This window comes from Prochlorococcus marinus CUG1438, assembly GCA_017644325.1.
GTDB classification, from domain to species: domain Bacteria; phylum Cyanobacteriota; class Cyanobacteriia; order PCC-6307; family Cyanobiaceae; genus Prochlorococcus_A; species Prochlorococcus_A marinus_AA.
This window is the reverse complement of sequence record JAEPLS010000001.1, coordinates 307,149-321,492: the sequence shown is the minus strand read 5'-3', so window position 1 is coordinate 321,492 and position 14,344 is coordinate 307,149. Positions and strand designations below refer to the sequence as shown.

Below are 14,344 nucleotides of genomic sequence, written 5' to 3'. Positions count from 1 at the left end.
GTATGAATTTAATTGCATTAGTTATTAATAATTTTGATGCGTTTATAACGGTAGTTGTTTTAATAATGTCAATAATTTTGTTTATTAAAAATACTATTGCGCCAGAATTGACTGGTTTATTATGTGTTGGAATTTTTATAGCTACAGGAGTTCTTTCTCCTGAAAAAGCTTTAGCTGGATTTGGTAGTCCATCCTTAATTACTCTTATGGGTTTGTTTGCAGTTTCTTCTGCATTATTTAAAAGTGGTGCTTTAGACAGAGTAAGAGAATTGATTTCTTCTGAAAGTATTAGAACGCCAAGGAAATTAATTTCTTTAATAGCTTTTTTGATCGCTCCAATATCTGGAATTGTTCCTAATACGCCAGTAGTAGCATCTTTGTTACCCTTAATTGAAGGCTGGTGCGAGCGGAGAAATATATCACCATCAAAAGTTTTATTACCTCTTTCATTTGCTACTTTGCTAGGTGGAACCCTAACATTATTGGGTAGCTCAGTAAATCTTCTTGTAAGTGATATTAGTCAACAACTGGGTTATGGAGCTTTGGAATTATTTAGTTTGACGTCAATTGGAATTCCTGTATGGCTTATAGGTACAACATATATGATTCTTGTTTCTGACGTGCTTTTGCCAGATAGAGGAAGAGATAAGGAATTTATTAAAAATGGCGATATGAATATATACTTTACTGAAGTTACTATTCCCTCTACTTCAGAATTGGTTGGACAATCCGTCAGAAATAGTAGATTGCAAAGACGATTTGACGTTGATGTTCTGGAATTGCAACGAAATGGAAAAGTTATTCTTCCTCCTTTGGCTGATAGAAAGATTGAACCGGATGATAGATTAATAATCCGTGTTACGAGGGCAGATTTATTTAGGCTACAGCAGGAACATACCATTCTGTTAGGCGAAAACAAAACATCTTTCGACGGAGCTAATGTTTTCTCAGATGATGAAGGTACTAAAACCTTTGAAGCTTTGTTACCAGCCGGTTCGACTCTGGCAGGTGCTAGTTTGAGAGAATTAAGATTTAGGCAACGTCATAATGCAACAGTTTTAGCCCTGAGAAGGGGTCAGCAAACTGTTCAAGAGAGATTAGGACAAGCTGTTTTAAGGGCTGGTGATGTTTTGTTATTGCAAGCACCATTAGATTCCATAAGAGGTTTACAGTCCAGTAATGATTTGCTTATTTTAGATCAATTCGATGATGATTTACCTTTTTTGATCAAAAAACCTATATCGATTGCAATTGCTATAGGAATGGTCGTTCTGCCTTCAGTTACTAATATTCCATTGGTAGGTTCAGTTCTCTTAGCTGTTATTGCAATGGTTGCTTTTGGATGTTTAAGACCTGCAGAAATACAAAAATCAATTCGTTTAGATGTCATTTTATTGCTGGGATCCTTATCATGTTTTAGTGTCGCTATGCAAGTAACAGGATTAGCCGATTTAATAGCAGTCAATCTCAATTTTGCGCTTAATGGGATGCCTTTGTATTTTGCACTAGTCATAATTTTTGTATCGACCGTCATACTGACCCAATTTATTAGTAATGCCGCTTCGGTTGCTTTGATTTTGCCTGTAGCTATTGAATTTTCAGATGTTTTAGGGATTTCACCAGGGGCTTTAATAATGCTCGTTTTATTCGGCGCAAGCCAATCTTTTTTGACTCCAATGGGCTATCAAACAAACCTAATGGTTTATGGCCCTGGAAGATATAGATTTTTTGATATTGCAAAATATGGTGCTGGATTGACACTTATAATGTCATTTACAGTACCAGCATTAATAATTTTAAATTTTAGATAAATAAAGTGAAATTCAAAAGTAATGTTTATAAATTTAAAGATGTTTACAGAAAATTATCTGTACCTCAATTTACTATTGTTACAGGTTTGTTTATTATTTTCTTTGGAACTTTAATTTTAAGTTCACCTTTGTGTTCATCTTCAAAGGTTGGCTTGTGGGAAGCATTTTTTACATCTACTTCTGCTATAACCGTTACAGGCTTAACCATTATAGATATTGGGAATGATTTGAATTTCTTTGGTCAAGTTTTCTTGTCTTTTATGCTTTTATCAGGTGGTCTAGGATTAATGGCTATCACGACATTTCTACAAGGTTTTGTTGTAAAAGGTACAAAACTTAGAACAAGATTAGACAAAGGAAAGACTCTAGATGAATTCGGAGTCGGAGGAATTGGTCGAACTTTTCAAAGTATCGCTATTACGGCAACTTGCATAATATCTTTTGGAGCAATTATTCTTTACTCTTTTGGATTCGTAGATATACAAAATAATTGGGAAAGACTTTGGTCGTCGATTTTCCATAGTATATCTGCATATAACAATGCAGGGTTTTCTTTATGGTCAAATAGTCTTCAGGATTATAGAACAAACTTGTTGGTTAATAGTGTCTTTGTTTTTCTAATTGTTATGGGCGGATTGGGATGGCGTGTTATTGATGACATTTGGACTAATAAAAACAATCTTTCATATAAAAAATTGAGCCTTCATTCTAGACTGGTTATCAGGACAAGTTTGTCTCTAATATTATTCGGATCATTTGGATTCTTTATCACTGAATCATTACTTAATAGTCAATTTTTTAATGACTTGAATTTATTTGAAAGGCTATTATCATCAATTTTTGAAACAGTAAGCGCAAGAACTGCAGGTTTTACAAATTATTCGATCTCTTTGACCTCTATATCAGATACAGGACTCTTGTTATTAATGACATTGATGTTTATTGGAGCAAGTACTGGAGGTACTGGAGGAGGTATTAAAACAACGACGTTTATCGCTTTAATGGCTGCAACTAGATCAACTTTAAGGGGTCAGAAAGATGTAATTATTAGCAATAGATTAATTTCAGATAAAGTCATCCTAAAGGCAGTTGGGATAACTGTAGGTTCTTTGCTTTTCATTCTTTTAATGGCAATGTTGCTAAGTACAACTAATACGTTTGTAAAAAAAGAATCTTTCACATTCTTAGAAATTTTGTTCACTTGCATATCCGCATTTGCAACAGTTGGTTTTGATATTGGTTTAACCGCAAAATTAAATCATTTTGGTCAATTTATTCTCATTATCGGTATGTTCGTAGGCAGACTTGGTATACTATTGCTTTTAAGTGCACTTTGGCAGGCTCTTTATAAGAGTAAAATAGATAGACAAAAGAGAATAGGCTATCCTAGGGCTGATCTCTATGTTTAGGATTGACTGAGTTTTATTATGGCTGATTGGTGGCAGTGGTCTCAAAAGAGAGAAAAAGAAGCTCTCACTTTTGGAGTTGTCGGCGTTGGGAGATTTGGGACTGCAGTTTGTAGAGAACTTATAAGTAATGGTGCAGATGTTTTGGCTGCTGATTACTCTGAAAAAGCTATAGATGATTTGAGACAATTGGAACCTTCGATAGAAGCTAGAGTTGTAGATTGCACTGATGAAGAGTCTATGAGGGAATCTGGAATTCTTGAGATGAATACTGTTGTGGTTGGCATAAGTGAACCTATTGAAGCTAGTATCACTACAACACTTATTGCTAAGGATAGTGATGGTAGCAAAGTAAAAAGAGTGATAGCGAGAGCTACTAGTGACTTGCATGAAAAAATGTTAAAAAGGGTTGGTGCGGATAAAGTTGTTTTCCCTTCCAGAATGCAAGGAGAAAGATTAGGCCTAGAATTAGTTAGGCCAAATTTAATTGAAAGATTGGAACTAGATAATCAAACCGGTATAGATGAAATAACAGTTCCAGAGGAATTTATTGGGAGATCTTTGAGAGATCTAAATATGAGGAAAAATTATTTAGTAAATGTTCTTGCCGCTGGCCCTGCAGAAGAGTTAACCGTTAATCCCCCTGCAAAATATATTTTGGAAAGAGGAAATATCTTAGTAGTTATGGGAAAAACTGCAGATTTACAGAAATTGCCTAAAAATTAATTTTTTAATCAGATTTTTTATAGTATCTAATCCTTTGTGGAGCTCCTTTCAATCTCCTTACGCTTTGGTTTTCTAACTTATCCCTAAATTTATCAGTATTTAAATTTTGATCTGTGACAAGTTCTCTGCCATCCTTTTCAAAGTATTTTTTTATACCTTCTTGAATTAATACTTTTGCCATATTACTAACTGTTCTAGATTCATTAGTGGCTAAAATAGTCAGTTGCTCACAAATTAATTCCGGAAGAACTACTTGAACTCTGGGAGATTTAGGCTTCCCATTTGTTGAGTTTTGACGGGTAGCCATGTGTCAAAGTTGATAACTGTTACTTATTATTATACACAGTTAGTCAAGGATACTATCTTTGTGTATATTATTAATAAGGAATTTTACGCCCTTATCAATTAGTTATTTTTTATTGCTTTATGAAAAATTCAAGAAAACTTGATTCACCAAAAAGGTCGATAATTGATAAAAAGAAAAAAAGATTAGTTAATTCTGATTGTTTCGATAATGAAAATAGTGATGTTTTGGTATCGGCAGTAATCAGCCCTTATTTGTTGACTCATCTGCATCATATTCTTCAACAATCTGAGTATTACGCACAAAAAGATGGCAGAAAGTCCCATGCAGCAAATTTTGCGAAATTAAGAAAGGTTTTATGTTTAGATGCAAGAAGTATGGCAGATGCATCAGCAAAAGAAATACAAGATACAGATAATGATCTAACTATTAATAAATATAATGAAAAAAACGTAGCTTGAAGTTTTAATCTATTAATAAATTTATTTCCCACAAAATGTCTAGTAACGCCGAAAAGCTCTATAAATTAATTGCAAACGATTCCAAAAAGAAACAAAGTTTGTTTATGATTGCTCTTACTAATCCCAAAAAAGCTTTAGATAAAATATGTGATATAGGTAATGAGTTGAATATTTCTGTAACTAAAGAAGAGGTTATTGAATATTTGAGCACTATTGACGATGAGGCAACTAAAATGTGGTTGGTTAAGGCTCGTGGTGGTCTTTAGTTAAAGGTTGAATATAATCACCTTTTTGATTAGTCATCGGTTTTGTCCTTTTGTTGTAGCCACCACCACCAGCTAAAGTCCAAAAAAACCAATAACTAGGAATTGCAAGAGCTGCAGCTATGAAAATTACTACAATTTGTTCTATTCTTTTCATAATTCAATTTTATTCTACAAAATATTTTTTAGTAAATAAGACTCAAACTTTGTAAATTCTATTTTTAAAAAAAGTGATTAGATTAGAAGGGGTAAGCAAAATTTATTCTACAGATATTGTCTTAAAAAATATTAATTGGGAAATTAAGAGAGGAGAAAAAGTCGGCTTAGTTGGATCAAATGGTGCAGGTAAGTCAACCCAATTTAAGATTTTAATTGGAGAGGAAGATCAAACAAGTGGAACGATTATTAAAGAGGGGAATCCTAAAATTGCCTATTTAAAACAGGAGTTAGATTGTAACTTGAATCGTTCAGTTAGAGAGGAATTAGAAAGTTCTTTCAAAGATATACAAATTATAGCTATTAAACTTTTAGAAATTGAGAATAAAATGAAATCATTGGATATTAAAAAACATTCTGACGAACTTGAAAAATTAGTAAATCAGCTTGCAAAATATCAAGGAAGATTTGAAACTTTAGGTGGCTATAAAATGCGATCTGATGTAGAAAAGATTTTACCAAAACTAGGATTTTCTATTGATGATGCTGATAAATTAGTTGGAAATTTTTCAGGTGGTTGGCAGATGAAAGTTGCACTTGGAAAAATAATCCTGCAAAAACCTGATTTACTTTTACTTGATGAACCAACCAATCATTTGGACTTAGATACTATTTTCTGGCTTGAAGAATATCTATCTTCACTTAAGATTGCAATTATCATAATTAGTCATGATAGATATTTTTTAGATAAATTATGTAAAAAAATAATTTTTATAGATAGAGGAGTATCTGAAATATACAACGGGAACTACTCTTTTTTTGTGGAACAGAAATCTTTAAATGAAGAATCGCAAAACAAAGCATATCAATTGCAAAAAAAAGAAATAGAGATTCAGAAGAAGTACATTGATAGATTTAGAGCTAGTGCAAATAGAAGTTCACAAGCTAAGAGTAGAGAAAAACAATTAAAAAAGATTTCTAAAATTGAGGCTCCCAAAACAAAATCCAAAAGTCCTGCATTTAATTTCCCGGATTGTCCCCGTTCAGGGAAAACAGTTCTAAATATCAAAAATTTGTCTCATAGTTTTGAGGAAAAAATAATTTTTTTAGATGTTAACTTAAAGATTTCTTCAGGGGAGAAAATTGCAATTTTAGGCCCTAATGGCTGTGGTAAATCGACATTGCTTAAAATTATTATGAAACAAATTATTCCTGAAATTGGAGAAATTAATCTTGGTAAACATAACATAATTACAAACTATTATGAACAAAACCAGGCGGAAGTGCTTTCTCTTCAGAAAAAGGTTATTGATTTAATTTTTCAAAAATCTCCTGATTGGTCGCAAAAAAAAGTAAGAACATTTTTAGGCGGTTTTGGTTTTCAAAATGAAACTGTTTTTAAATTTGTTAAACAACTTAGTGGAGGTGAAAAAGCTAGATTAGCATTAGCTCTTATGATTATGAAATCAAGTAATTTTTTATTATTAGATGAACCAACCAATCATTTGGACCTTCAATCTAAAGAAAATTTAGAATTAGCAATTAAGCAGTATAAAGGTTCTTTATTATTGATTTCACATGATCGATATTTTATTTCTAAAGTTGCTAATAAAATTATAGAAATTAAAGATTCAAAGATTTTCTCATATGATGGTAATTACGAATATTTTTTAGAAAAAAATAGAACTACATAAGAAATTTTTAATTGATAAAAAGTTGAGTATATTTAAGAAACTTTGCACTGAGCTAGGTAAGAAAACTCATTTACCTTTACATAGTTGCCTGTCCTTATTTAATCTTAAAAATACAAAATAATTTTTTTAATAATTAAGTATGGAAAATTATGATTTTAAAGAAAATCCATTTCAAATTTTTGATCCTATCGATAAATATTTTGAATGCATTACAAGTTGCGATTTGAATGATGGTAATTGTATCTCCAAATGTTTGGAAAATCTCAAAGAGAATGATAATTTAAACTTTTAATTTTTTTGTAGATTGGTAATATCAATTGGTTTTACTTTTAGCCTAATAAATTTATTTTTTCTCTTCAATAATATATTTATTTGTTTATTTATACCATTTTTACTTATTTGGCTTATGACGTCTGAAGCTTTTTCAATTTCTTTAATACCGACTTTTATGATTCTGTCATTTACTTTAACCCCACTTTTTTCAGCTGGACTATTAGGTACAACATAACTGACTATTACTGCATTACTATTTAATTCAAAGTTTCTATCATCTATTAGGCTTATCCCTATCATGGGATGTATTACTTTCCCGTCATTTAATAGTTGATCGGCAATTTCCTTAGCCTTATTTATTGGGATTGCGAAACTTAAACCTGCGCCTGGCCCAGATCTGATCAAGGTATTAATTCCAATAACTTCTCCTTTGCTATTTAATAGTGGACCTCCAGAATTGCCAGGATTAATAGCAGCATCTGTTTGAATAAGTTCCAATTTTTTATCATATATCCCTAATTGCGAGACGTTTCTGTTGAGGTTACTAATAATTCCAAGCGTAACTGTATTTTCTAGTCCGAATGGATTGCCAACTGCAATTGCCCAATCACCAACTTTAATTTTTGTTGAATCTCCTAATTTTGCTTTTGGCCAAGGTCCTTTTCCTTCTATTTTAAGAACGGCTAAATCGGTAAAAAAATCTTCCCCTATGACTTTTCCCTTGAATTTTTTTCCATTTGTTAAACCAACGATTACCTTATTAGATCCGTTTACAACATGAGCATTAGTCATTACTAGTCCGTCTGCGAATATGAAGCCACTTCCTTGGCTTTGTTCAATTCTTGGCTGATTGTCGTAAGGTAAATCTAATCCAAAGAATCTTTCAAAATAGGGATCTAAAAATATTTGAGAATTTCTCGGAAGTTTTCTTTTTTTTACATATCTTTGAGTTTCAATTGTTACTACAGAAGAACCAGTTTTTTCAACAGCTTCAGTAATGAATGATTTTTTTGCATTTAAATTAATTTCATTAAATTTTGAAATTAGTGATGGTTGGGATATGACTTTTAATGGATATAAAATACTTATCGAGATGGCTGAGCACAATAATAGTTTTTTGTGATTGTTGTTTTTCAATTTTGTTTTTCTTATATTATTCGGATATATTTTTACTATAACTCCTAAAAAATTAACTTATCTTATGGAATAATTTATTTACGGAAAATATCTAATTTTCTTTTTTTCGGGCTATTATAAATACCATAGTCCATAATCACAGGATAAATTTTAATGTCCATTTTGTTTCCAATTATATACTCAGCAGCTTTAACTTATTTAGTTTGGAAAGCTTTCAAGGTGATGTCAAATGGTTGGGATGTTTCTGGTACAGAAAAGAGAAACTTTAACAAAACAAATTTTAAACAAAAAAAATATACTATTCATCCTGAACTTCTTGATAAATCAGGTAATTTAACAGAAGAGGAATTACTAACAGTAAGGTTTTCTAGTGATGACTCATCACTAGAAGAAAAAGGTACTACAACAGACTAATTTAAATTAAAGGAAAAAAAATTGGAATTAAGAACAAAAATTGTTTCGGCGGTAATAAGATCTCTTAAATTGCCACCAAGGTTTCGTTTAAAAATGGTTAAAGAAGAACCCGTTAGGCTTGAACTTAGCCTTACTCCTTCATACGGTAAAAATCCAATTATTGTTGGGATAGTAGAGTCCCTAGACTTAGTGGCTCGAAGAGATAGAGAGGGTAGAATCCCAAGGGATCTACAGGGGACTTGGGATTGGACAGTTAGACATGGAAAAGTAAGTACAGGAGGATGGAATCCAATGCTAAAAGAAGCATTACAAACAATGTTTGAAACAGGTTTGCCAGCAATTATATATGAAGAATCAACGGGAGATGAATATCGACCTGTGGATGGTGTTAGACATATTAAATAATTAATTTATGTATCATAAATTCTTCCTATAAACGTTAGAATATTTTATGAGATAATTTTTTAGTCATGAATGATGAAAATCAAACAAGATTTGGCTTTGTAAATTTTGCTGAAACTTGGAATGGACGTATGGCAATGATGGGTATTTTGATAGGCTTAGGTACTGAATTAATTACTGGACAAAGTATCCTAAGACAAATCGGAATAGGTTAGATTTTTATTTTATTTCTTCTGCTTTTACTTCGATAGTAGTTTCACTCGGGCTGTTGTTTAATTGATTTTTATGATTAATATCACCTAAGCTTGCTCCACAATTCATACAGGTTTCACCAAAACCTAATGATAAAGCTCCACAATTATCACAAGTATTTATTTTTGATTTTACCGAATTAATACTTATAAATAAGATCAGTAATAAAAAAATGGGAATTAGAAATAAAAGGAGAATGATATTACCGAGAAAGCTTATAAAAAATTTGATACCAAAAAAAGGAACAACTACTAACAATATCAAGGTATAAGTAATTATATTTTTATTAGCTTTAAGAAAATAATTCATGATGTTATTATCTATTTTTTCTTTTTTTATTTATTAATGACATGCTAGCAATTACAACACTCCAACACTGTCCAAAATATAAAATAACTCCTAGTAGCCAGACCCACAAAGTAAGTACAAGAAAACCTCCAATAAAACCATATGCTTGAAATCTCGCGCCAAGCGAGAGAATACTTTTACTTACTGCTAGGTTTAAAGTAGTTAATCCAATTCCAATCAAAAAAGAGCCAGGCAAAAGCGGTCTCAAAGGCACTTTTCTGCTAGGTAGGAGGGCTTGCAATAAGAGGGCCATCAGCGTAAACCCAAATACTGGTATGACAAACTGACCAACCTGTAATAGAGGCAACTTTAACAAAAAGTCAGAAATTAAATTATTTGATTTTGAAAGGTTTTCTAAAACGTTACTTGGGATCATCCTAAGATTCGCACTGATTTGATCTAGTACCATTAGAAAACCTATAAAGAATACTATTAAAAAAGCTTCAATTCTATTACGGAGAAATCTGGAGGCTTGCTCTCTCCAAGCAGCGTTAATTTTTCTTGAAGGAAGTTGGTCTTCCCATAGTCTATCTGCACCTCTTTGAAGAGATAAATATGCATTGCCGGCTGTAAAAAGTAAAAACATCGCACCTAAAATTCCTGCACCAAAACCTTGATCAATTAATTTAAATAATGTTGTTTCTACTAGTTCTACTACTGATGGAGGTAAAATTTGGGCCGCAACTGAAATTATCTCTTGATCTAAGCCCTCTTGCTTACCTAAGAACCATGATGCTATGGAAAGAGAAATTAAAAGAATTGGAAAAAATGATTGTAGTGTGTAGTACGCAAATGCTGCACTCATATCGATGCAATCAGATTTACTCCATCTCTCACATGCTTTCCATAAACTTTTTAAGATCCAAGTTGAACTTTGCTGCATATTAATTTTCTTCAAATATTTATCTTATATATTTTTTTATTGTATCTAATTGAGAAACTTTTCAAGCAATTAACTATTTATGATGCAACTATTTCTCCAATAATAAATTGCCCCATGGCTTTAAAATATCAATTTTTTCAATTGATTTACAGGCAATCAATGGAAAATTAACATCGCTCAAGTCTTGACCTGAAACTAAATTTAATGGATTTGTTTCTAACCAATCTATTGAACAATGAAGTTCTTCTAATAAAAGCCATGCTGCTGCAATATCCCATATTTTTGGGGTTGATTCTATCGCTCCGTAGGTTTGTCCCATCGCTACACTCGTTAAATTTAAACTCGATACACCTAGAAGTCTTATTTTGCCAGGAAATACTGAGTCTGGTCTTTTTTGTAAAATTTTTATAGATCTACTACATAAAGAAATACATTCACTTTGGTGATTATTTTGATTAGGATTTATTTTCTGGTTATTTAACCAAACACCTTTCCCTTTAATGGATACAAACTTTTTTTTCAATGTAGGGATTATTAAAAAAGAAGATTGAGGTCTACCATCTATGAACCTTGCAACTGATATAGACCAATATGGAATACCTGCAGCAAAATTAGTTGTCCCATCAAGTGGATCAACTACCCAATATGCTTTTGTATTAGGAATGCATTTCCCCCCTTCTTCACTAAGGACTCCCTCATCTGGAGCAATTGAAGATAGACCATCTACTATTGTTTTATCACTCCATAAATCACAACTTGTTATTAATGAACCATCTGCTTTATTGCTTGCACTTATGTTTCCAAAATCTCTTATCTGACGTTGACTAACTGATTCGAATAAAGAATCTAATTCGCTTAATTGCTTATTAGTTAAATTTGGTTGATTCATCTTTGTATATTGCAAATCGAATCCTCATCATTTATTTTATTATTATTGTTAACCAAACAATTTTTGCTTATTTCAAGAAAAGTTAATCTTTCTAATTCATCTAAATTTAAGTTGTAATTATAAATAGCATCTATATTTTTTGACTTTGCATTACTAAGTTCACTTTGTCTTACAAGTACATCTTTAAGTGTCGATATTCCAACATCATATCTAAGTCTAGCTAGCCTTACAGACTCTGTACTAGATTCGATTTCTTTAAGCGAAGAAATTATTTTGTTTTCGTTCAATCTAAGATTCAAATAGGCTTTACTAATATTTGTGTTCAGAATATTTTTGAGATTCTTATATGCATACTCTTCAGCTGCTGCATCTGCCAATTTTGAATTATAAGATTTCTTATTCTGTCCTCCATTAAAAAGATTCCATGCAAAATTCAGACTTATTGTATTTGTATAGTTAGATTCCGATTTTTCAGAGTCAATATTTGTGTTTAAAGCGTCACCTTTGGAAAATGTACTAGCGAATGTATTGCTGATATAAATCTTTGGTTTATTTTTAGATAAAAAACTTTTTGCCTGGTTCTCTTTAATAGATTTTTGGAGGAGTAGGTTTTTTAAAGAAAGATTTTTATTTAAACCTTCATTAATGTTCTTATTCAATTTATGATTCCAGAAACCGGTTAGATTTTGCTCCTTATTAATTTCGAAATCTCCCTTTATATTAAGAATTTCTTTAAGGGAAATTTTGTTGATTGCATGTTCAATTTTCTTTTCATTAAGGGATTGTTTATCTCGAGATAATTGAGCTTCTGCTTCAAGAACTTCAAATTTCGTACCAATTCCAGCATCTAATTTTGCTTTAGCATTATCTAAACTTGTAATTGATAAATCAAGTGTAAATTTTTTATTCTCGATATCTTTATTTGACTTTTGGTATTTATGATACCTAACTCTTGCTTCTTGAATTAAATCTTTTTTCTTAATCTCATAATTATTTTCAGAAATTTTATAATTTGTCTTGGAAATTGAAATTTCAGAACCTCTTGGCGGGTCTATTAAATCCCATTGAATATTAAGGGAAGGATTAGCTGAAAATTGTGATGTTTTTAAAGTTGATGAATTTCTACTGTACTTTTTACCTGCTACATATTTTGGCAAACCATTGGCTTGAAAATCTAAGGATGGGTATCTTTTGGCAATTTGACTTGAAAGACTAAAGCTTGCTGAGTTAACTAAATTTTGTAACGATCTTAACTCCTGATTATTCAGGATAATTTTTTCTATCTCTTGATAACTAATAAAAGTTTTATTTGGCTTTTCTTCTAAAACATTATCTATAGAGTCTTTTGTTTCGCTCGAAAGTACACTGAAAGAGTTCATACATAGAGCAAGTGGCAAGAATAAGATAGGATTTATTACTCTTCTAAACATTTTTTAGCGTCGGTGTTATTCGATTATCCAATTAGAGTTCTTATAATATCATTCGACTCATCAAGAACGTGAATTTTGGTCTTTAATTGATCTTCTACTTCTTTAATGTTTTTATCATCTAAAAATAAATCACTATTAAGTTTTAACATGATAGATGGAATATAAATTGATTCTCCTAAATCCTTATTTTTTAGGCCGTAAATTAAATCTTCTCCAGTTAAAAGCCCTGTTACAACTTGTTCTTGCCCCCAATAAATACTTGGTAAACCGTATAAATTAATTTTTAATCCATCAATTAGGTTTAATTTTTCAACTATGGGAATAAGAGCTTCATAAACTAATTTACCAACAATCCAGCTAACTTTTTTGGGCTGTTTTACTTTTTTTGGCAGGTTTTTAGTCTTTGCACTTAATATTTTGAGAAAACTTCTAATTGAACCTACTCCATTAGATTCTTGTGGCATATTTTCGTAAGTTTTATAACTAGGTAAGTTGATACCTGCTATTAGATACCACTCGTCTGCAAGCCAACAAAAACGAGTTCCAAGACTAATTTGTAGAGAGGCTTGAATTTTCTCTACTTGTTTAATCATTTTTATTGCATATTCTGATTTTATTGATTTCAATCCATCATTTTCTGGTCTAAATTTTGTAAGCCCTACTGGAACTATCGCGACTGAAAGTACAGTTTGAGAGTTTTTTTTATAAAATTTAGCAAGTTCAAAAATTGATTTTTCGAGAATCTTACCGTCATTTATATCTGGACATACGACAATCTGAGCGTGTATTTGAATAGAGTTTCTCTCAAACCAGGCAATTTGATCAAGAATTAACCCAGCTTTTTTATTTTTTAACAATTTTTCTCGAGTAGCAGGGTCAGTTGCATGAACAGAGATAAACAGTGGGGATAGTTTTTGAGAAGAAATTCTTTCCCAGTCTTCTTTTTTTAAATTTGTGAGAGTTAAATACGATCCATATAGAAAACTTAATCTATAATCATCATCTTTTACGTAAAGACTTTTTCTTTTACCACTTGGCTGTTGATCTATGAAACAAAATGGACATTTATTATTGCATTGCTTGATGGAATCAAATAACGCATCTTTAAAATTAATACCTAAATTGGCGTCTTGATCTTTTTCAATACTAATATCATGAATTTCATGGTTTTTATCTAAGACTGATATTTCTAATATTTCATCATTAATGAGAATCTGATAATCAATTAAATCTCTTGGTTTTTTACCATTGATGCTAATAATGGAATCACCTGATTCAAACCCTATTTCTTGAGCAATAGAATTTTCTTCAATACTATCAATTTCTGCAGGATTAATTTTATAAGTAATATTGGGAACTAAATTATCCTTAGAATCTGCATTGTAATTAATTTCTTGCCACACAATTAAATTTAAAATATTCTTCTTTTTTTTATTCTAAACTCATATAAGTCTCAAAGTGTATTAAATACTTTTAAAATAGTAAATAAAGTTGT

Annotated in this window: 17 protein-coding genes; 9 read left to right on the top strand and 8 right to left on the bottom strand. The window is 31.2% G+C overall.

The window, feature by feature from the left end:
* The first annotated feature begins 2 nt into the window (after positions 1–2).
* The 3 genes from JJ847_01905 to JJ847_01895 are packed head-to-tail and all read left to right on the top strand — an operon-like array spanning position 3 to position 3,943.
* Positions 3–1,811 carry an SLC13 family permease gene (locus JJ847_01905; GenBank protein MBO6959640.1) on the top strand — a complete coding sequence of 603 codons (1,809 nt, stop codon included), beginning with the start codon at positions 3–5 and terminating at the stop codon, positions 1,809–1,811.
* Positions 1,812–1,816: 5 nt separating this feature from the next.
* Entirely contained in the window at positions 1,817–3,220 is a 1,404-nt protein-coding gene (locus JJ847_01900) for a potassium transporter TrkG (GenBank protein ID MBO6959639.1), read from the top strand.
* Between the two features lie 18 nt (positions 3,221–3,238).
* Positions 3,239–3,943, top strand: a complete 705-nt coding sequence (locus JJ847_01895; GenBank protein ID MBO6959638.1) for a TrkA family potassium uptake protein — start codon at positions 3,239–3,241, stop codon at positions 3,941–3,943.
* A 4-nt stretch (positions 3,944–3,947) separates the two neighbouring features.
* Here JJ847_01895 and JJ847_01890 read toward each other — a convergent pair whose 3' ends face one another.
* Positions 3,948–4,250, bottom strand: coding sequence for a hypothetical protein (locus tag JJ847_01890; GenBank protein ID MBO6959637.1), 303 nt, complete (start codon positions 4,248–4,250; stop codon positions 3,948–3,950).
* A 119-nt stretch (positions 4,251–4,369) separates the two neighbouring features.
* Here JJ847_01890 and JJ847_01885 point away from each other — a divergent pair, with 119 nt between their 5' ends.
* Positions 4,370–4,708, top strand: a complete 339-nt coding sequence (locus JJ847_01885) for a hypothetical protein (protein MBO6959636.1) — start codon at positions 4,370–4,372, stop codon at positions 4,706–4,708.
* Positions 4,709–4,743: 35 nt separating this feature from the next.
* Entirely contained in the window at positions 4,744–4,974 is a 231-nt protein-coding gene (locus JJ847_01880; protein ID MBO6959635.1) for a hypothetical protein, read from the top strand.
* Here JJ847_01880 and JJ847_01875 read toward each other — a convergent pair.
* The gene (locus JJ847_01875) at positions 4,952–5,128 is read right to left on the bottom strand and encodes a hypothetical protein (GenBank protein ID MBO6959634.1); all 177 of its coding nucleotides are present in this window, start codon (positions 5,126–5,128) and stop codon (positions 4,952–4,954) included. The two genes, JJ847_01880 and JJ847_01875, sit on opposite strands and share 23 nt — an antisense overlap.
* Before the next feature lie 73 nt (positions 5,129–5,201).
* On the opposite strand from JJ847_01875, the gene JJ847_01870 reads away from it, so the two are divergent.
* Positions 5,202–6,821 carry an ABC-F family ATP-binding cassette domain-containing protein gene (locus JJ847_01870; GenBank protein MBO6959633.1) on the top strand — a complete coding sequence of 540 codons (1,620 nt, stop codon included), beginning with the start codon at positions 5,202–5,204 and terminating at the stop codon, positions 6,819–6,821.
* 288 nt (positions 6,822–7,109) lie between these two features.
* Here the strand turns inward: JJ847_01870 and JJ847_01865 are convergent, their stop codons facing one another.
* Positions 7,110–8,231, bottom strand: a complete 1,122-nt coding sequence (locus tag JJ847_01865) for a trypsin-like peptidase domain-containing protein (GenBank protein ID MBO6959632.1) — start codon at positions 8,229–8,231, stop codon at positions 7,110–7,112.
* 153 nt (positions 8,232–8,384) lie between these two features.
* Here JJ847_01865 and JJ847_01860 point away from each other — a divergent pair, with 153 nt between their 5' ends.
* The 3 genes from JJ847_01860 to JJ847_01850 all read left to right on the top strand — a co-directional run bounded on the left by JJ847_01860 (position 8,385) and on the right by JJ847_01850 (position 9,262).
* Entirely contained in the window at positions 8,385–8,645 is a 261-nt protein-coding gene (locus tag JJ847_01860) for a DUF2973 domain-containing protein (GenBank protein ID MBO6959631.1), read from the top strand.
* A gap of 21 nt (positions 8,646–8,666) precedes the next feature.
* A complete protein-coding gene (locus tag JJ847_01855) occupies positions 8,667–9,050 on the top strand; it encodes a hypothetical protein (protein MBO6959630.1) in 384 nt (127 codons plus the stop codon).
* A 65-nt stretch (positions 9,051–9,115) separates the two neighbouring features.
* Positions 9,116–9,262 carry a high light inducible protein gene (locus JJ847_01850; GenBank protein MBO6959629.1) on the top strand — a complete coding sequence of 49 codons (147 nt, stop codon included), beginning with the start codon at positions 9,116–9,118 and terminating at the stop codon, positions 9,260–9,262.
* A 4-nt stretch (positions 9,263–9,266) separates the two neighbouring features.
* Here JJ847_01850 and JJ847_01845 read toward each other — a convergent pair whose 3' ends face one another.
* The 5 genes from JJ847_01845 to JJ847_01825 form a co-directional block, all read right to left on the bottom strand.
* Complete coding sequence (locus JJ847_01845; GenBank protein MBO6959628.1) at positions 9,267–9,608, bottom strand: hypothetical protein; 342 nt, start codon at positions 9,606–9,608, stop codon at positions 9,267–9,269.
* A gap of 7 nt (positions 9,609–9,615) precedes the next feature.
* Complete coding sequence (locus JJ847_01840; GenBank protein MBO6959627.1) at positions 9,616–10,530, bottom strand: YihY/virulence factor BrkB family protein; 915 nt, start codon at positions 10,528–10,530, stop codon at positions 9,616–9,618.
* Positions 10,531–10,618: 88 nt separating this feature from the next.
* Positions 10,619–11,419, bottom strand: coding sequence for an inositol monophosphatase family protein (locus tag JJ847_01835; GenBank protein ID MBO6959626.1), 801 nt, complete (start codon positions 11,417–11,419; stop codon positions 10,619–10,621).
* Positions 11,416–12,849 carry a TolC family protein gene (locus tag JJ847_01830; protein ID MBO6959625.1) on the bottom strand — a complete coding sequence of 478 codons (1,434 nt, stop codon included), beginning with the start codon at positions 12,847–12,849 and terminating at the stop codon, positions 11,416–11,418. Before JJ847_01830 ends, JJ847_01835 begins: the two co-directional genes overlap by 4 nt.
* Before the next feature lie 23 nt (positions 12,850–12,872).
* Positions 12,873–14,252, bottom strand: coding sequence for a TIGR03279 family radical SAM protein (locus JJ847_01825; GenBank protein ID MBO6959624.1), 1,380 nt, complete (start codon positions 14,250–14,252; stop codon positions 12,873–12,875).
* Positions 14,253–14,344 lie beyond the last annotated feature (92 nt).